Below are 18,239 nucleotides of genomic sequence, written 5' to 3'. Positions count from 1 at the left end.
GCATCTGATTTTTCCTATAATTCAAATGGGGCTTTGTTCCCAGTCCCCGATCTTTCTATGCAATATGATGAAGATTATTTTGGCGAAGGTGAAGACCACCTTTTTTATATTTTGAAAAATTTTGACTTTCGCCAGCTTTCATCTTCATCGTGCAAGAAGGGAAGGATGGACTATGTAAACGATAAATTTTCTCAAGATGCATTTGTTAGGATGATTGTCAATAATATTTGATATTATATCTTGTTGCTTCCACAAATCCTGTATTCAACCAATAAGTGGCGATTCAAAATTAATCGCGTGATCTGCTCCGTAGCCACCGAGTAGGCGATAATCCTCGTTGCAGAGCCCCTATGCGTCAACGTAGTTGTCACCTAAACGGATTGAGAGGTGATCAACGTGCGTTACCCCGCAGAGCGTAAGGAAGCCATCCTCCGCAAGATGGCGCCGCCGATGAGCATGACCATCCCGAAACTGGCCGAGCAGGAAGGCATCACCGCGACAACCCTCTACAATTGGCGGAAACAGGCCAGAGCACGAGGACAGGTTTTGCCATCACGTTCCACCCAGCCCGATCAGTGGACCAGCCAGGAGAAGTTCCAGATCGTCCTGGAGACGGCCCCTATGAACGATGCCGAACTCAGCGCCTATTGCCGCGAGCGTGGGCTCTACCCCGAGCAGGTGGAGGCCTGGCGGGATGTCTGCATGAACGCCAACGATGAGGCGGCAGCGCAGGCCAAGCAACTCCGTCAGGCTCGCAAGGCGGAGCAGAAGCGGCTCCGCAAGCTGGAGCGAGAGCTGCACCGCAAGGACAAGGCTCTGGCCGAAACGGCCGCGCTGCTTGCCTTATCAAAAAAAGCCGAGGCGATCTGGGGCACGACCAACGACGAGGACGACTGACCAGCCTCCCGGATCGCCAGCGCATCGTGACCCTGGTGCAAGACGCCCAGCGTGACGGTGCTCGGCTGGCCAAGGCCTGTCAGGTGATGGGCATCAACATGCGGACCTACTACCGTTGGGTCTCCGAGGGCGAGGTGACGGCGGATCGCCGCCCCGACGCCGACCGGCCGGAGCCAGCCAACAAGCTGTCGCCGAAAGAGCGAAAGGCGATCGTGGCGCCGTGCAACGCCCCGGAGTACCGAAGCCGCCCTCCGGCCTTCATCGGGGCCGATCAGGCGGACAAGGGCCGCTACCTGGCCTCTGAGTCGACGATGTATCGAGTCCTTCATGAAGTCGACCAGCAACATCACCGGGGCCGTCAGCAGGTCCCGCAGCGCAAGCGTCCGCCGACCACGCACCAGGCCACTGCGCCTAACCATCTGTGCTGCTGGGACATTTCGTGGCTGCCTGGCCCTGCACGCGGCACCTAGTGGTACCTGTACCTGATCAAGGATGTCTTCAGCCGCAAGATCGTCGGGCACGAGGTCTACGAAAGCGAGACCGGCGAGTTGGCCGCCGAGCTGATCCAGAAGGCCTGCTGGCAAGAGCATCTGACGGATTGTCACAAGCCCCTGATTCTGCATTCAGATAACGGCAGCCCGATGAAGGCAGCGACCTTCCTGGAGAAGCTCTATGACCTGGGCATCACTCCGTCGTACAGCCGACCAAGGGTCAGTAACGACAACGCCTTCGCCGAGTCGGCCTTCAAGACGCTGAAGTACCGACCGGGTTTCCCCGTCGACGGCTTCGCGACCCTGGCCGATGCCCAGGAGTGGGTCCAGCAATTCATCGAGTGGTACAACCACGAGCACCGGCACAGCGCCCTTCGCTATGTCACCCCAGGCCAGCGCCATAGCGGCGAAGCCGAGGATATTCTGACGCAACGTCGAGAAGTCTTTGAGGCCGCGAAGCAGCGCCACCCAGAGCGCTGGAGAGGCGCCATCCGGAAGCTCAGCCTGCCGGAGGTGGTACACCTCAATCCCGAGCGGGACCCGGTGCCACAGGCCGCAGAATTTTAAAGAGGCGAAATCATTTCATATGCCAACTATGTTGACAGGCTCCGCCACCGCGCGGGCATACGATGGCCGCTACCCAAATTACATTGACCTCATCATTAGGCTTTCCGGGGTCTCCCGCTCTCATTAGTCAATTTCCTTGATTCACAACCTACGTTATTGGTTGTAACCATCGTTCAGCAATTTGCGGCCACGCGTCGGTGTTGACGAGATGCTTCGGTTTTTTCCCTTTGAGAATCTGAAGCGTGTCACTCACGGCAACCTCACTCATTCGTCGCATGCTTTCGCACGTGACACCGGCGACATGAGGCGAAAGCAACAAGTTGGCGCATGATCGAAGTGGTGAGTCATCCGGCAAGGGTTGTTGCGAAAAGACATCGAGTGCGGCACCCGCGATCCGTTGCTCGCGCAGAGCCGCGATCAACGCCGTTTCATCAATGATCGCGCCGCGTGCAGCATTGATAATGATGGCATCTCTATGCATTGTGCTTATCAAGCGCGTATCAATTAGGCCTCGTGTACTTGCCGACAAGGGACAGGCGACGACCAGGACATCGGCCTGTGATGCGATTTTCACTATGCTCGAAAACTCGACCCAGTCGGGTCCGCCGCGTTGCGTCTGCCGGGCAGCCATAACATTCATGCCAAAACCGAAATGGCCAATGTGTGCGACTGCCTCGCCGATGCTTCCGAAACCTATCACCCCCAAGGTCATACCCGCAATTTCATGCAGCGAGAGAGCGTCAGCACGCAATGCATGCCACTCCCCAGCCCGTATGAGCCGGTCATTCTGTGCGATACGGCGATGGAGCCCGAGAATTAGCCCGAACACATGTTCAGCCACGCTCTGTGCATTAGTATCGGGGGTGTTTGTCACAGCAACCCCGACGGCGCTCGCAGCTTCGACGGGAATGAAATCAAGGCCTACCCCATGTCGAATCAGGGCACGCAAGGAGGTAGCCGCTGGAAGAAGCTCAGAGGGAATTGGACGCCGGACAATAACGGCATTCGCCTCGATGATCTCATCTTCCAGAGGCCCTACCTGGGCCTCCCCAAGCAATCGGACTTCTGCTACTTGTTGAAGCTTGGCCGTCTCAGCATGGTCTATAGGGTCAGTAAGAAGGACCACGGGCATCAGGTATCCTCAATGCCATACATCCTGCCGCCTGAGGGCGGCAGGACAGCTTGGGAACAGTGGCGAGTCAATCGACTTCCATCTCTGCCTGCTCGGCTATCGGAATCCACGTTTCCATTTGCGTTTCTACATAAGTCTCGGCTTCTTCGGGAGTGCCTCCAATTGCCGTGATGCCTTGATTGGCAAAAACATCGAGGGTTTCTTGTTTCCCGAGGAAATCGTTCAACGCTTCATTCAGTTTGGCTATCACTGCGTCGGGCGTTTCCGCTGGGGCGTAAACGCCCCACCAGGTCGCCACCTCATAGCCATCGACCGTATCCGAGACTGGCGGTACGCCGGGCATCAGCTCACTTTCCTGCGGGAGCGTCACCCCAAGGGCCTTAAGTTTCCCCGCTGCAACCAACTCCTTGAAATTGGTGTAGTTGTCGAACATCACATCGACTCGACCTGCCATCAGGTCCGTACGTGCAGGGGCGCTACCGCCATACGGGATATGGACCATATCGACGTCAGCCAGCGCCTTGAACATTTCTCCGGAAAGATGATTCGAAGAGCCGTTTCCCGCAGATGCATAATTGATCTCACCGGGATTCTGCTTGGCGTATTCAATCAACTCTTCGACCGAGTCGACAGGAAACTCAGGATAGACGGCAAGCACGTTAAAGGCGCTACCCAGCACTATCGCATGGCGAAGGTCTTCTTTCGTATCGTAGGGAAGGGACGGGAAGAGGCCGGGGTTTACACCGAAAGCAAACGGTGAGATGCCAATGGTATGGCCATCTGGGTCAGACTTGGCCACATAGTCGGTACCGACGACGGTCCCACCCCCGGGGCGATTATCTACAATGACGTCAACGTCCCAACGTTCGCTGAAGTCTTCGGCGATCATGCGTGCCACCCTGTCGTTGAAGCCACCTGGAGGGTAAGACACCGCGATGGTAATCGTCTTGCTGGGAAAGTCGCTTGCGGCCAGTACCGGAGTGGTAACGACGGTGCTGACAAACGCTGCCACCAAGGCAACACTAGCCATACGGGTAATTTTTAACTTCATGGCGTTCTCCTGGATTCCTTGTTATTTAGCGCAATCACCCTGAGGGCATCGGAAACCGAAGCAAGGCTTGCTAACCTGTTATAGGATATAACAGGTGGAGGCGTCAAAGTTTTCCTCGGAGCTAGCACAGCAACCCGCCGCAACGTAGCGCTGAACGAAGGACTACCGGCGAAGGGGCTACAGGCCATGTCGGACGCGGCGAATCATTTCCTTCCCGCGAGCGATGACACGAAGCTGAGAGTGCTCGAGATGCTTACGCATCGCCTGATGGGCCTCATCAGGCGCCTGCGCCTCGATGGCTAGATAGATTTGCTGATGCTCGGCGTAGATAGCCGCTCGTCGGTCAGCCTGCCCGAGCCGGGATAAGTGCCTGGCCAGGGTAATGCCAAGGTCGATATCGTAGTCAATGAGTTCTAAGGAGCGCACATAATGATCGTTCCGCGAAGCGCGGGCGATCGAGCGGTGAAACGCCATATCTACGCGTGGCCGCGATTCCCCGTCGGCAAAGCGGCGGAAGTCCTCGAGCGCAGCGGCCACCCCCGCCAAATCCTCGGGAGTCCGTCTAATGGCAGCATAATAAGCCGCTTCGGGTTCGGTGCTCCGGCGAAACTCTATCGCATACAGCATCTTAGACAACTGCTCCTCAGGGTTTCTTTCGGCAGCGGTAGCCAGAACGCTCGGTGAGACATAAGACCCCGATCCCTTGCGGGATACGACGAGGCCATCTTCGCGGCAAAGCGATAGCGCCTTGCGGACCACAGGGCGCGAAACGGCAAAAAGACGGCATAAATCGCCTTCAGATGGCAGCTTTTCCCCTGCTGCCAGCTCCCCAGAGCTGATCAGCTTCGCGAGTGAATCGTAAACGTCGTCCCCCAAGCTGCGCTGGCGGGCGGGCTGTATGGCCTTTTCGAGCCCTTCTCGACCTGTCCTCCATAACTCACTGTTGGGGCTGAGCTTGTCAGTCATCTCGTTTTCGGGCAGGACCCGCTCCATTCATTGAGCTTTATCAATCATTCAATAAGTTATGCAGCTTTGTCGAGCAAACCAAGCGTTTGGATCCGCTGTGTTGCGGCTATTGACACTTTACTTTGCGGCGACCTAATCTGTCATTTCGAATGACAGCTTTCTAACTATACTCGACTCGACTGCTGCTTGTACAAGAGGTGTTTGAGGGTCTAGCGCCGAAGACTGGAGAGTTATCAATGAAAATAGAAGAAATTTCTGTCCACCCGATCTCCTATCGCGTACCTGACGGTACCGATTTCCGCATGGGGGTGGGGCGTATGGTCAAGCGCGATGCCGTCCTGGTGAAGGTGGTCACTGATGAAGGCCTCGTGGGCTGGGGGGAAGCTCACCACGGCCGCTCTCCCGGCGCGATAGCCAAGCTCATCGAAACCACGCTGCGTCCCATGATTCTCGGGATGGACCCCTGTGACACCGTTGGCGTCTGGCATCGGCTGTATCGTGGACATCTGGCAACGCATGGCTTCGGCGCTGGAACAGCCATCGCCATGAGCGGTATTGATCTGGCACTTTGGGATATCCGAGGCAAGGCGGTTGGGTGGCCGGTTTTTCGCCTCATTGGCGGTGCACAGCGGCGAATCAAGGCCTATGCCGGAGGGCTGACGCTGGGTTACCAGGAAACGGGCGCTTTGGTTGAAGAAGCTCAAGGCTACGTAGCGGCCGGATACCGTGCACTCAAGCTGCGCCTCGGTGACTCTCCTGTTCGAGATGCCGCAAGGGTTGAAGCCGTACGCAAATCCTTGGGCGATGAGATCGATATCATGACCGATGTCAACGCGGCCTACGGGCTGGACGAGGTCCGCCAACTGATGCCTGCGCTCGATGCTTGCCGTGTCAGATGGCTGGAGGAGCCATTTCCTCCCTATGACGACTACGCCTACGGGAAGGCCGTAGCGCTTGGCCGCACCCCCATCGCGGCAGGCGAGAATCACTATACCCGCTACGAGTTCCAACGACTGATCGAGCAGGATGCCGTCACGGTACTTCAGCCAGACCTGTCAAAATGTGGTGGTCTGACAGAAATCCTGCGAATCGCCGCCATGGCTTCTGCACGCAAGCTCAAAATCAATCCTCACAGCTCTATGACAGCGCTGAACATGGTGGCGTCACTACATCTCCTGGCGGCGATCGATAACCCAGGGTACTTCGAGGCAGATGCGACCGCGATAAACCCGTTTCGAACCGATATGGTGTCGGGAAGCCTGGAGATCGACGAAGACGGCATGATTGCCCCTCCGGATGCCCCGGGCCTGGGCATGGAGGTCGACGAAAGCTTCGTTTCTGCGCACCCCTTGATCGAGGGGCCTTGCTACGTTTAGTCCCCCATGAATGGCGAGAGGTCGGGCGATGTCGACAATGCTGAAGGACCGGGACGTTCTAACGGGTCTGGTTTTCATTTTGATCGGCGGTGCCTTCGCGCTGGGAGCGGCCGATTACGGAATGGGCACCGCCCGCCGGATGGGGCCTGGTTATTTCCCCGTGATTCTCGGTGGCTTGCTGGTCCTGGTGGGCGCGCTGATTGCGGCCAAGTCCCTGTGGCGGCGTAGATACGAGCCCATCCCAGACCTATATTGGCGGCCGGCTGCCGCACTGGCCCTATCGATTCTGGCCTTCGCGGTCTTGATTGATCGATTGGGTTTGATCGCCGCTTGCATGGCATGCGTGCTGGTGTCGGGGCTTGCCACTCACGAAACGCGCTGGAAGGAAATCATCTTCATTGCTCTCGGGATGACTGCCTTCTCGGTGATCGTTTTCAGCCTGCTGCTGGGGCTGCCTTTCCGACTGTGGGGACAATGATAATGGACTTGCTTGCGAACCTGGCGAACCTGGGCCACGGCTTTACCGTTGCGTTGTCATGGAACTATCTCCTTTATTGCCTTGCCGGCGTGGTTCTGGGCACCTTCGTTGGCGTGCTCCCGGGGCTAGGTACCGTCACGGCAATTTCTATGCTGATGCCGTTCACTTTCGGTCTGGATCCACTAGAAGCCCTCATCATGCTGTCCGGCATTTTTTATGGTGGGCTCTATGGTGGCTCGACCGCATCGATTCTCCTGAATCTGCCAGGCACACCAGCCTCAGCCGTCGTGGCACTCGATGGCTATCCTATGGCACAACAGGGGAGAGCAGGCGTGCCGCTATTCATGACCGCTGTCGCCTCATTCGTGGGAGGCTGTACTGCCCTCATTATGGTAGGGCTGGCGGCGCCGGCGATTGTACAGATTGCAATGGAATTCGGGGCGGCGGAATACTTCAGTATGATGCTGCTTGGCCTGATTGCGGCCGCTGCGGCTGCCAGTGACATGCCGCTGCATTCAATCGGCATGGTGATCGTCGGCTTGTTACTGGGCATGGTCGGCATGGATATCGTGTCGGGAATGATGAGATTCACATTCGGTGTGCCGATCATGGCCGAGGGAATCAGCTTCATCGTGGTCGCCATGGCGTTCTTTGGGCTCGCTGAGGTGATAACCAATCTCGAACCACACGTGCGCCGGCAAGTGGTGCAGCAAGTGGGGGGGTGGCGCTCGATGATGCCAACTAGGGACGAAGCCCGGAGGTCGGTCGGGGCCATGTTGCGGGGTACGCCACTGGGCGCCTTCCTCGGGGCTTTGCCGGGCGCAGGACCCACCATCGCCTCTTTCATGGCCTATACCGTCGAAAAGCGGGTGAGTTCTCATCCGGAACGGTTCGGCAAAGGAGCAATAGAAGGCGTTGTCGCTCCCGAATCTGCCAATAATGCGGCGGCTCAGACCGGCTATATTCCTACCTTGACCTTGGGCATTCCGGGCGACGCCGTGGGCGCGCTGATCCTGGGTACCCTTATCATGCATGGTATTGCGCCAGGGCCTAGGGTGATCTCCTCGCATCCTGATCTCTTCTGGGGATTGATCGCCAGCATGTGGATCGGCAATTTCTTGCTGCTGTGGGTGAATATCCCGTTCATAAACATATGGATAAAGATCCTCTCCATCCCTTACCGGATACTCTACCCGGCGATCATGATTTTTCTCTGCATTGGGGTATACAGCGTATCAAATAGTGCCTTTCAGTTATTCCTATTGGCGGGGCTGGGTGGAGCAGGTTACTTGTTCGCTAAGCTCGGCTGCCCTGCCTCCCCTCTCCTTCTTGGCCTGATTTTGGGGCCGATGATGGAAGAGAACCTACGTCGTGCTCTCCTGATTGGTAGGGGCAACCCGATGGTCTTTCTCGAATCCCCGATCAGTGCCGGTATCTTGTCGCTCTGTGCAGCGTTGCTGATATTGATGATTACCATGCCTCTCGTCAGGGCAAGGAAAGCGAGAAAAGTACCGGGTGACCAGGCGGGATGACCCCGCACTATTGGTTCGCAATTATCGCCATTTGTTTTGCGAGACCGTCATAAATCTAGAAAAACCGCTGAATATTTCAGTCCTGTGCGATGCAAGTGCCAAGTCAACCCTCACACCGCCTCAGCGGTCATTATCAGATCACTTCAGGTGGGCCTGTTTTCCCTAACAGTCGGGCTTTCCGGCTGCCAGGCTAGATTCAGGACAAACTGGCCCCGTCAGCACGCCCTTGGCATCGTCCCACCAGTACCAGATTGCCGAGGCGAACAAGGTGAATCCCGTATTATTCATAACAAATTCCAAGACCCAATAAAAAATTATAAAATCAAGTTGTGAGAGTATTTTCGTTCAGCCGATGTGCTTTCACCCATTTAGTGAAGCGATCCACGGACATTCGATCGCTCGTAATCGCATGATTTTTAAAAAATGAATTTCCATACGGATTTCGCGCCATGAATTAAGACGGGGGTATAGCTGCTCCTGGCTCATGGCCACCCCTTATAGTGCCCCCGGTATCAAAAGAGGTTCTTGATGACATGAAACGTATGCTCAGCCGTGGCGCGGGTGCTGTCTTTTGCTTTCTCAATCGCCAGCAGCAGTGTTTTCATCTGGCTGTCGTCCATCTTCTTGATGGGTGCTGCGCTTGGCCGCGATGCTGCACCGGGAATCCGGGTCGTCCTTGTCTTCGTCCAGGGTCTTCCCCATGCCGGTGTAGCCCGGGTCGCCGTATACCTGCTTGTCATCGTCCCAGACCAACTGGCCTGCCATGGTGACATTAGCCACGTTGGCTGAGGTGGCATCGACACTCTCCTTACACTAAAATAAGGAACATTCATTGCGGTAACGAGATCTTTCATGGCAACCGCGACCGTTACATCAAAGGGTCAGGTGACGATACCTGCTGAGGTGAGGGCTTCGCTTGGCCTATCCACTGGTGATCGACTAGAGTTTGTACCTCTCGGGCATGGTAAGTTTGCCATTATGGCGTCCACACTTACGGTTTCCGATTTGAAGGGTATGATCAAGAAGCCCTCACCCCCCGTCTCCATTGAGGATATGAATACTGCTATCGAATTATCGGGGGCCGGGAGTCAATTTTAAAGAACCACGCATTTTGTTTAAAAAAGTAATTCACACCATACGATTTTGGCACCCAACCCTCAGACTCTATACCTATTAGTACTACTAACTGGGCGAGGCTGGCATTGAATTCCTCGAAGATCCACTGGGTCAGAGCATGCTTCCCCAGCAATTAGCGAAAACCAGCAGCATGCTGGCGTCCGACACTCTCTCGATGGCCAGGTCGAGACCGATGAAATCGCGTATGGCCTGGCTGACCTAGATGTGATCTCTCGGTAGATTGTTCATCCGGAGCCTACCCGGAAGACTGGAGATGCGAACCAACCAACCGCTCCAGGAGGCCCGGATGAACACCCATAAGAATGCCCGTCTCACTCCGCATGGTCGAGCCCTGCTGGCCGCTCGCGTCATCGATGAAGGGCTTCGGCCAAGGGAGGTGGCGCAAGCCCAGGGCGTCAGTGTGAGGACCGTCTACAAGTGGGTGCGTCGCTTCCGTGAAGAAGGCTACTCGGGGCTTCAGGACCGTACGTCGCGCCCTGACCGGAGCCCTTTTGCCACTGACGCCGCGACCCTAGAGCAGATCATCGAACGTCGACAGCAGCGCCACACCTATCGCCAGATCGCCCAGGCGCTGGGCATCGGCCAGAGTACGGTGGCACGAATTCTCAAGCGTAAGGGGCTGAATCGGCTGGCCGTCCTGTCACCGGCAAAGCCCGACAACCGCTATGAGCACGACGCGCCCGGGGATCTCCTTCACCTGGATATCAAGAAGCTGGGGCGCTTCGAGCGCCCGGGGCATCGCGTGACCGGCGATCGCCAGCAGAACACCCCAGGCGCAGGATGGGAGTATGTCCATGTCGCCATCGACGACCACTCGCGAGTAGCGTTCAGCAGCATTCACCCGGACGAGACGGGCTGGAGCGCTTGCCTGGCCCTGCTACGGGCCATGCGCTACTACGCCAGCCTGGGCATCCGCTTTACCCGGGTGCTCACCGACAACGGTGCCTGCTACCGCTCCCGGCGCTTCCATCGCCTGTGCCGGCGGCTGAGGCTTAAACATCGCCGGACCAAGCCGTATAGCCCTCGCACCAACGGCAAGGCAGAGCGATTCATCCAGACGGCGCTACGTGAGTGGGCCTACGCTCGGTCATATACAAGTTCGGAAGAGCGCGGTAGGCACCTGCCTGCCTGGCTCCATCAGTACAACTGGCATCGACCGCATGCCAGTCTGGATTACCACCCTCCGGTTAGCCGGCTGGGCTTTTCCGTGAACAACCTGATGGGTTTACACACCTAGATGGCATCTTCCAGCGCCTCGGCGGGGAGTGCATACCACTATTGAAGGAAGGAGATCCGCAGCATGCGCTCCAGGCCAATGGGTGGTCGGCCCCGCTTGCCCGCCGCGTTAGGCAAGTAGGACGACGACAGTGCGTCGATCAGTCGTTGCCATGGCACCAGGGCATCCATGTGGGACCCTACACTTACCTCCCGTCATGGCTTACGTGCAAGGCACGATCTCAGATCCTCAGCAAAGCGTTGCGCCTGGCCGTCCTGAAGCTTGGATACCGTGACCCGGATCGCCTGAGCCGGGCCCTGCACCTCGAAAGCGCTGCCCAATCGAACCAGCCAGCCTTTCTTGGCGAGGGCGTAGGCCACCTCCTTCGCGTCCCGGGGCAGCGGCACCCAGACATTGAAACCACCCGTGGCAGGCGGCACTTCGATTCCCTGGGCCTGCAAGGCGGTGCGCAACTCGTCGCGGCGGCGTGCGTACTCGTCGCGCGCCTCGTCGAGTCGCTTGCGCACATCCTTGGAAGCCAGGCAGGCGCCCACGATAGCCTGGAGAATGTGGCTTACCCAGGTCATGCCAGGCGCCAGGCGGGTTCTCAGCCGGTCCGCCGTTGCCGGATCGCAGGCCACGAAGGCCAGGCGCAGGTCCGGCCCCAAGCCTTTGGAGACAGAGCGTATCAGCGCCCAGCGGGCCGTTGTGGCCGGGATGATGGAGTGATACGGCGTCTCGGCCAGCAGGGCAAAGTGGTCATCGACGATGATCAGCACATTCGGATGCACCGCGAGAATCCGCTTCAATGCGCCCGCGCGACGCTTGGACAGGCTGAATCCCGTCGGATTGTGAGCGCGCGGCGTGATCAGCACCGCCCGCACTCCCTTGTCCAAGGCCGCCTCCAATGCCTCAGGGCGCATTCCCGCGTCGTCGATTTCGACGCCCACCGTCTGTATGCCGGCCAAGCGCAGCGCATTGATGGTGCCCAGGAAGCAAGGATCTTCCACGGCCACAGGGTCGCCGGGCACTAGATGCGCAGCCGCCAGGCGCTCGATGGCGTCGACGGCGCCATGCGTCACCTCCAGCTCGTGATCGGACAGGCAGTCCGGCTCGAACCAATCGCGCCCCAACTGGCGCAGTTCGGGAAGGATCGTGTCCTCACCATACAGGAACGGCCTGGGCAGGCCCCCGGCGAGCAATGCCTGCGGCTCGGGCAGCCATTGCGGATCCGGGTTGCCGTGGGCGAGATCGATCAACGCTGTTTCGGTGCTCAATCCTTCCTGTTCGCCTGCCTGGGGAGGTGCGCAGATGGTCGTGCCCAGGCGCCCCCGCGTGACGGCGATGCCCGCTTTCGCCAGACGCTTGTAAGCCGCCGCGACCGTGTTGCGGTTCACCTCGAGCGTCTCCGCCAGTTCACGCACGGGCGGCAGTGCATCGCCGGGCAGCAGGTCGTTATTCTGCACCAGTGCGCGGATGCAGTCGGAAATTTCCTGTGCGGTCTTGCCGATGATCTTCACTTTTGTCCTATGACGAAATGTATGTCAACCTAAGACAATGTTACCCTAGGCCGAGAGAAAGAAAAATAACGGCCTTCACTGTCGTTGACACGAGGACAACCGACCATGTTTTCCGGCCTCAGCGCGTTTCCCTTGACCCCCATGAATGAGAGCGGCATCGACGAGGCGGCATTCGTCGGGCTGGTCGAGCGTCTGGTTGATGCTAGCGTCGATGCCATCGGTGCCCTGGGATCGACTGGCAGCTATGCCTATCTCACGCGAGCTGAACGGGCACGTGTTGCGCAACTGGCGGTGGAGCACGCCGGCAACGTGCCGGTGATGGTCGGCATCGGCGCCTTGCGCATGCGCGATATGTTGGCCCTGGCCGAAGACGCGCAGAACGCGGGGGCGAGCGCGGTGCTGCTGGCCCCGATGTCATACCAGAAGCTATCCACCGAGGAGGTCTTCGACCTCTACGAGACCGTGGCCCGCTCCCTATCCGTGCCGCTGTGTGTGTACGACAACCCCGGCACCACGCATTTCGAGTTCAGCGACGACCTGTATGGGCGGATCGCCCAGCTTCCGAACGTGCGTTCTATCAAGATCCCCGGTGTTCCGGCGGCCCCCGAAGCGGCCAAGGCGCATGTCGAGCACCTGCGCGCCCTTCTCCCGTCGTACCTTACGCTCGGCGTCAGCGGGGATGCCTTCGCCGCCACGGGACTCAATGCGGGATGCGAGGCCTGGTATTCGGTGATCGGCGGCCTGTTCCCGAAGACGGCGCTGGCTATCACCCGGGCCGCCCAGGCCGGCGATGCGCAGGAAGCCACGCGCCTGTCCGAACGACTGCAACCGCTGTGGGCACTGTTCGGCCAGCACGGCGGTAGCCTGCGTGTCGTCGCGGCCGCTGCGGAGTTGCAAGGGCTAGTAGAACATCCCTCCCTGCCACTGCCGCTCAAGGCATTGGACGGGGCCGGCCGGCAACGGCTCGCCGCGCTGCTTGACGAGCTTGAACTGATCTGATGAGCCGCGTTGCACGAGCCTGTTATCGGTGAGGTGGAGGCCCTTGGAACGAAGTGTCGCTTCCGTGGAGACGGCGAGCCGGAACGTCGACCGGTGGTCTGGTCTGGTCCGCTATGTCATGGCCGCTGGATTGGCACGCACGGCCGACGGCGGCGCCGTGGTTGCCATCGTGCTGCTGGTTACAACGCAAGGTGGAAGCGGCAGTCTGGCCGGCCTGTTGGGTGCCTGCATCACCGCGCCGCACTTGCTGGGCCCCTTCGTCGCACGCCGTATCGACCTGGCCGACGATGGCCGCAAGGTCATCGCCTTCGCCTGTGTCCTCTATTCGATCACCCTGGCAGCAGCGGTCTCCAGCTATGGCCAGGCCCCAGCCGTCCTCACCGGCCTGCTGCTCTCGGTTTCGGGCTGCTGCGGTCCATTGCTGACGGGCGGTATCAGCAGTCGGTTGCCGGCGATCGCCGGCCGCGACCAGCACAGCCAGCGTCGCGCGCAGGGCTGGGACGTGGCCACCTACGGCATCGGCGGGACGATCGGCCCCTCGGTGGTGGCCGCTGTCTCCTCATTGGCCTCGCCGGGACTGGCCGCTTTATGCCTGGCGATGGCGGCCTTTTATGCCGCCTGGTTGGTCATGCGGCTTCCTTACAGCGCCCCCGAGCACGGGGGCGATGTCCAGAGCGTGCCGAGTGCCTGGAGCAGCATCGCCCTGATGGCAAAGGATGGTCCACTGCGTCGCACCTTGTACATGACCATGCTGGTAGCCTTCAGCATGGCGGCCCTGCCCATCACTGCCGTCCACATGACGAGCTTGATGGGTATCCCTGCCGCTAGCGCGGCGGCCATGACGGCGGCTTATGGGATCGGGAACCTCACCGGATCAATGGGCGTCATGCTGCGGCCATTGCGAGGGAGTCCAGATTCATTGATGTCGGGTTGGGCCCTGTGCGTCATGGGTGGGTTGCTTGCAGTGATGGTGAGTCCCACGTTGTTCACCGCCATCGCAACCTATTGGGTGGTGGGCATCATCAACGCGTATTTCTTTGCCGCCACCCTGGCAGCACGGACGGAGTATGCGCCGACAAAGGGTCGCGGGCAGGTCTTCCTGTGGGTGGCGGCGATGAAGATCACGGCCGGTGCCGCCGGCACCGCTGCTGCCGGCGCAATGACAGGATGGGATGTGCGCATCCCGCTGATGGTCGGCATTGGATTAATTGGCAGTGCAGTGGCGCTGTCGTTCGTTGAGCGATGCAAGGAACGTTCTTGACTCGCCGGATATCACTTGATGAGGTGAAACAGAAGTGTTTGATATCTCGATTCTAATGACTTACGTGATGATCGTAGCCGGCTTTTCGGCACTGCCTGGCCCTGCCGTACTGCTAACAACAGCACGCTCTGTCAGCTCGGGAACCCGCGCTGGGATTGCCACCAGCTTAGGGATCGCGACCGGTGACCTCCTGCACACTGTTCTGGCGGTACTTGGTGTTTCCGCCATCTTGATGGCGTCCGCCGTCGCTTTTACCATCATGAAGTATGTTGGAGCAGCTTATCTGATCTACCTTGGGGTGAAAGCTATTCTGGGATCCAACCCCTCTTTCGAGCCGCCCGCCGAGAGGCGAGTGACGCCCAAGATGGCATTCAAGCAGGGGGTGCTCTGCGAGGCCTTGAATCCCAAGTCGGCCATGTTCTTCCTGGCCTTCCTCCCACAGTTTGTGCAAACGGGATCGGGCAGTGTCTCGTTGCAGCTTAGCGTGCTGGGCCTGCTTTTTGTGGCGATCGGAGCGGCAGTGACGATTGGCTATGCCTGTGCCGCCGGCCGAGTAGGCGTCTTCTTGAGACATAGTCCCATGATGGTAAAGTGGCAGAATAGGATCGTCGGCAGCCTATTTTGTGCTCTCGGCGTACACCTGGCCCTGCAAAAGCGATAGCGATTGATTTTGACAATCAGTTAATCAGGAGATCCGTCTTTCATATATTCGCTTATAGCAAGCCCCTCAGGTACGTCCGCAAGAGCCAGCCCCGAAGCCAAGATAATGGCAACTGACAGCGCGACCGCTTGGCCTTTGCTAAGCATCGGTGTCTCGTACCCCCTGACGGATGGTAGGAGTGGGTCAAGAGCACATCTCGAATACATAGTTATTCAAGGCTGGGAGACACAGAACTTTGAGAGCGACACTTCCACGATGAATGCCAAATTATAGCTTACATTAATTCGCTAGAGGGGCTGGCAGCAGATGACCCAAAGCAGCCGGTGGCGCTAGGCAGAAATCGGACAAAGCAGACGTCCTATCGGCTCAGGCCCTGCCTCACCATATCAACATGAAGTATTCCATTTCCTTCTTACGGCTCCACGGACGAGTGAAAGCCAAGCGATTCATAGAAGCATTTTAAATAAACCTGCGCTTCAATGTTAATCACTTTCTCTGGAAACTTAAGAGAAAAACTGCTCAATTCGCCACTGTGCGGCTGACGGGTTCAGAGTGACACAATCACTGTGCCAACGATCATTTTCTGATCACCTCAGTTGTTCGATTTTCCCTGACAGGCGAGTTATCCGGCTGCCAGGCTAGATTCAAGGCAAACTCACACCATCAACTTGGCCCTTGCATCGTGTCGCCAGCAACAGATTGGCCAGCCCGAACAGGCTAAATAGTTGCGCCCGGTTCTTGGCCAACCCCTTGTACCGCACCTTCCGATAACCGAAGAGGTTCTTTATGATATGAAACGGATGTCGACCTTGGCACGAATGCTGGCATTTGCCGGCGCGATCGTCAGCAACAGTTTTTTTATCGGATTGTCGTCCATCTCCTTGATGGCACTAGGATTATTTGTCTAACTCAAAAAATTAATATTTTAGTGTTCTGATACGATAGATGCACTAACAGAGGACACAGATCCAATGGAAACGATGAAATCAAAATAATCTTATGTTTTTCAGATCATGAAGCCTATAGCCAGAACTCTTTCGCCACACTTTTCAACCTACTATAATACTTCCATCATAGGCCGCGAAACGAGTGAATGAAATGACGGCACATCGAGTAGCCAGATTGCCTAAGGATATATTTAATGATGATATGGTATTTATTCGAGCAGTCAGAAAAGGCATTTCTGGACAAGTGGTAAGAGAAACTGTTGAGCTACTGGGCGGTCATCAACAGCTAGTTGCTGAGCTAGCAGGGACTACTCCTGGCAACCTCCATCGAATCTACAAAAAACACGCCCTTGGAAAGACAGAGAGCGAGGGAATTTTAGACCTGCTGCGCTTATTCGCTTATGCCGCAACTACCTTTGATAGCGATGACATCGTCAGAGAGTGGTTTGGCTCCGAGATTCCCGCACTGTCGGGCACGCGGCCTATTGATCTGATGGACACGTTTCAGGGCAGAGCCGTGGTTCGTGATGTGCTCAGCAGGATCGAGCATGGGGAATTCAGCTAGAACTTCAAACGAAGGTTTTGGAATGGCTTCCTCACAACCATGTCAAACTGCACAGCTGGCCGGGCTATATGCCACGCGACGCCTGTGCTCAGCGGTGTGCATGAAGGGCAGTTTCTCAAATTGAAGGGCAGACCTAAATCAGGCGAGAGGTCACAACCAAAGAGGTTGTAAATCATGTTGAATCAGTTGGATGAGATTTGATTGATACGCGAGGTGGCTCAAACTCGATATCTGCTACGTCAGTCATAGCCAGTGCATCAGCTATGCTCCGACGTCCTGTTAGATCCTGATATTCTTCGATGTTCAATAGTACATGAGTGGTTTTACCGCGATCTGTGATAAACACGGGACCATTTTTGCTCGCTGTCTTTGCGCTGGAAACGTCTTGATCCAGCTCTCGAGTTGATATAATAGTTATGGCCATTACAATAACTCCTTAACAAATCCCCATGTAGAATATATTGCTACAAGCATGGCTCGCTGTCGGCATCCCATGCTTTGCTTCACTTTAGTCGGTGAGCCGAAAAGAGTAGCGGCCACTGGCTCTCCTGCCTCTATACTTTATCTATCGGCTCGCCATAAATCCAATTTCCCATCGTCCCTCGGGTCTCTACTACGGGTATTATAGGGCCGAATTCGGCAATTAGCGAATTGATTAATGCCCGCTCATCTTCATCAAGTTCGTGAGCGTCTGGCATGTATGACCATCGATACGCATAGAATCGCCAGGTATCTTCCCGTGTCATTCTTGTTCCCCGGCGATCCCAGCAAATGATATTCAGCCACTTGAATTCTGATGTATCGATCATTGCGCTCTTTCACCCTGCCTTCGGCATTGATGGTGAGTCGGTAGGAGATAGCTACTTGTGGCGGTGCCACATTGAGGCGGTAAGACAGGCCCTTTCAATTATGACACCAACGTGGATGTCCGCCAAGGCATAGTCCATACTCCCTTCTATCAGCTTGTTCTTGAAGAGTATGGATTGAAATACACTTGAGGGGCCAGGTGTGGGTGAACAGCCTAAAAGCATTGCTATGAGGACCTGGGCAGGCCGAAAGGGAGGTAATCTAGAGATCCGCGTTGGCGGGCAACGTCTGGTGATCCATGAGCACTACCAGCGCCCTCGCCTCTTCACGCTAGATCCCTATTCTTCAAGCGCCGCTGCTCTCTGTTCTACCTACAACACAAGCTACACATCATGACTGGCTGGCTGAGCATGGCCATGCATGCTGAACGAGTGCTGCATAAGGCCATTAACTCCTGAATTCAAGCAATAAGCGCAGCACCTGCGGTATTCAGGGCTCCTGAGTATTCCCCCAGGAACACCTGTGCCGGTGTCCGATAGCTGAGCCGCTTTCGTGGGCGGTCAGTAAGTATCCCCCGGCAAAGCCGGGGGCTTTATATTGTTAGCCCCTCAAAGGGGCAAGAATCTGAGCCGCCTG

At 57.1% G+C, this 18,239-nt stretch carries 15 protein-coding genes and 4 pseudogenes; 11 read left to right on the top strand and 8 right to left on the bottom strand.

Annotated elements, in window-relative coordinates; translation table 11 throughout:
• Both SCI24_RS16615 and SCI24_RS16610 read left to right on the top strand, forming a co-directional pair.
• A partial coding sequence (locus SCI24_RS16615; protein ID WP_318726439.1) for a hypothetical protein occupies positions 1-231 on the top strand: 231 nt, incomplete at its 5' end.
• A 207-nt stretch (positions 232-438) separates the two neighbouring features.
• Positions 439-1,955, top strand: a pseudogene (locus SCI24_RS16610) (IS3 family transposase).
• 148 nt (positions 1,956-2,103) lie between these two features.
• On the opposite strand, the gene SCI24_RS16605 reads toward SCI24_RS16610, so the two are convergent.
• The 3 genes from SCI24_RS16605 to SCI24_RS16595 form a co-directional block, all read right to left on the bottom strand.
• The gene (locus SCI24_RS16605; RefSeq protein WP_318726438.1) at positions 2,104-3,087 is read right to left on the bottom strand and encodes an NAD(P)-dependent oxidoreductase; all 984 of its coding nucleotides are present in this window, start codon (positions 3,085-3,087) and stop codon (positions 2,104-2,106) included.
• 67 nt (positions 3,088-3,154) lie between these two features.
• Positions 3,155-4,138 (bottom strand): tripartite tricarboxylate transporter substrate binding protein, encoded by a 984-nt coding sequence (locus SCI24_RS16600; protein ID WP_318726437.1) that lies wholly within the window; start codon positions 4,136-4,138, stop codon positions 3,155-3,157.
• Positions 4,139-4,315: 177 nt separating this feature from the next.
• Positions 4,316-5,104, bottom strand: a complete 789-nt coding sequence (locus SCI24_RS16595; RefSeq protein WP_318726436.1) for a FadR/GntR family transcriptional regulator — start codon at positions 5,102-5,104, stop codon at positions 4,316-4,318.
• Positions 5,105-5,340: 236 nt separating this feature from the next.
• On the opposite strand from SCI24_RS16595, the gene SCI24_RS16590 reads away from it, so the two are divergent.
• The 3 genes from SCI24_RS16590 to SCI24_RS16580 are packed head-to-tail and all read left to right on the top strand — an operon-like array spanning position 5,341 to position 8,490.
• Complete coding sequence (locus SCI24_RS16590) at positions 5,341-6,480, top strand: mandelate racemase/muconate lactonizing enzyme family protein (RefSeq protein ID WP_318726435.1); 1,140 nt, start codon at positions 5,341-5,343, stop codon at positions 6,478-6,480.
• Between the two features lie 28 nt (positions 6,481-6,508).
• Positions 6,509-6,958 carry a tripartite tricarboxylate transporter TctB family protein gene (locus tag SCI24_RS16585; protein WP_318726434.1) on the top strand — a complete coding sequence of 150 codons (450 nt, stop codon included), beginning with the start codon at positions 6,509-6,511 and terminating at the stop codon, positions 6,956-6,958.
• A 2-nt stretch (positions 6,959-6,960) separates the two neighbouring features.
• On the top strand, positions 6,961-8,490 hold the full coding sequence (locus SCI24_RS16580) for a tripartite tricarboxylate transporter permease (RefSeq protein ID WP_318726433.1): 1,530 nt from the start codon (positions 6,961-6,963) through the stop codon (positions 8,488-8,490).
• A 515-nt stretch (positions 8,491-9,005) separates the two neighbouring features.
• Here the strand turns inward: SCI24_RS16580 and SCI24_RS16575 are convergent.
• Positions 9,006-9,294, bottom strand: a pseudogene (locus tag SCI24_RS16575) (IS5/IS1182 family transposase); the annotation flags it as partial.
• Between the two features lie 48 nt (positions 9,295-9,342).
• Between SCI24_RS16575 and SCI24_RS21570 the strand changes: the two are divergent.
• Both SCI24_RS21570 and SCI24_RS16565 read left to right on the top strand, forming a co-directional pair.
• Positions 9,343-9,588, top strand: a complete 246-nt coding sequence (locus tag SCI24_RS21570) for an AbrB/MazE/SpoVT family DNA-binding domain-containing protein (RefSeq protein ID WP_412930051.1) — start codon at positions 9,343-9,345, stop codon at positions 9,586-9,588.
• Between the two features lie 325 nt (positions 9,589-9,913).
• Positions 9,914-10,864, top strand: a complete 951-nt coding sequence (locus SCI24_RS16565) for an IS481 family transposase (RefSeq protein WP_318726432.1) — start codon at positions 9,914-9,916, stop codon at positions 10,862-10,864.
• A 41-nt stretch (positions 10,865-10,905) separates the two neighbouring features.
• Here the strand turns inward: SCI24_RS16565 and SCI24_RS21565 are convergent.
• Positions 10,906-11,040, bottom strand: a pseudogene (locus SCI24_RS21565) (IS5/IS1182 family transposase); the annotation flags it as partial.
• 18 nt (positions 11,041-11,058) lie between these two features.
• Positions 11,059-12,363 (bottom strand): transcriptional regulator PtsJ, encoded by a 1,305-nt coding sequence (gene ptsJ, locus SCI24_RS16560; RefSeq protein WP_318726431.1) that lies wholly within the window; start codon positions 12,361-12,363, stop codon positions 11,059-11,061.
• A gap of 105 nt (positions 12,364-12,468) precedes the next feature.
• On the opposite strand from ptsJ, the gene SCI24_RS16555 reads away from it, so the two are divergent.
• From SCI24_RS16555 to SCI24_RS16545, 3 genes are read left to right on the top strand one after another with little or no spacing between them, the layout of a single operon-like run.
• Positions 12,469-13,362, top strand: coding sequence for a dihydrodipicolinate synthase family protein (locus tag SCI24_RS16555; RefSeq protein ID WP_318726430.1), 894 nt, complete (start codon positions 12,469-12,471; stop codon positions 13,360-13,362).
• 43 nt (positions 13,363-13,405) lie between these two features.
• Complete coding sequence (locus SCI24_RS16550) at positions 13,406-14,623, top strand: MFS transporter (protein WP_318726429.1); 1,218 nt, start codon at positions 13,406-13,408, stop codon at positions 14,621-14,623.
• A gap of 34 nt (positions 14,624-14,657) precedes the next feature.
• The gene (locus SCI24_RS16545; protein WP_318726428.1) at positions 14,658-15,284 is read left to right on the top strand and encodes a LysE family translocator; all 627 of its coding nucleotides are present in this window, start codon (positions 14,658-14,660) and stop codon (positions 15,282-15,284) included.
• A gap of 644 nt (positions 15,285-15,928) precedes the next feature.
• Here the strand turns inward: SCI24_RS16545 and SCI24_RS16540 are convergent.
• A pseudogene (locus SCI24_RS16540) lies at positions 15,929-16,110 on the bottom strand (transposase); the annotation flags it as partial.
• Between the two features lie 272 nt (positions 16,111-16,382).
• On the opposite strand from SCI24_RS16540, the gene SCI24_RS16535 reads away from it, so the two are divergent.
• Positions 16,383-16,796 (top strand): antitoxin Xre/MbcA/ParS toxin-binding domain-containing protein, encoded by a 414-nt coding sequence (locus SCI24_RS16535; protein ID WP_318726427.1) that lies wholly within the window; start codon positions 16,383-16,385, stop codon positions 16,794-16,796.
• Positions 16,797-16,968: 172 nt separating this feature from the next.
• Here the strand turns inward: SCI24_RS16535 and SCI24_RS16530 are convergent, their stop codons facing one another.
• The gene (locus tag SCI24_RS16530) at positions 16,969-17,220 is read right to left on the bottom strand and encodes a type II toxin-antitoxin system Phd/YefM family antitoxin (protein ID WP_318726426.1); all 252 of its coding nucleotides are present in this window, start codon (positions 17,218-17,220) and stop codon (positions 16,969-16,971) included.
• Positions 17,221-18,239 lie beyond the last annotated feature (1,019 nt).

Origin of the sequence: Halomonas sp., from assembly GCF_033549285.1 — a bacterium.
Classification (GTDB): Bacteria; Pseudomonadota; Gammaproteobacteria; order Pseudomonadales; family Halomonadaceae; genus Halomonas.
This window is presented reverse-complemented; position numbering and strand designations above follow the sequence as displayed.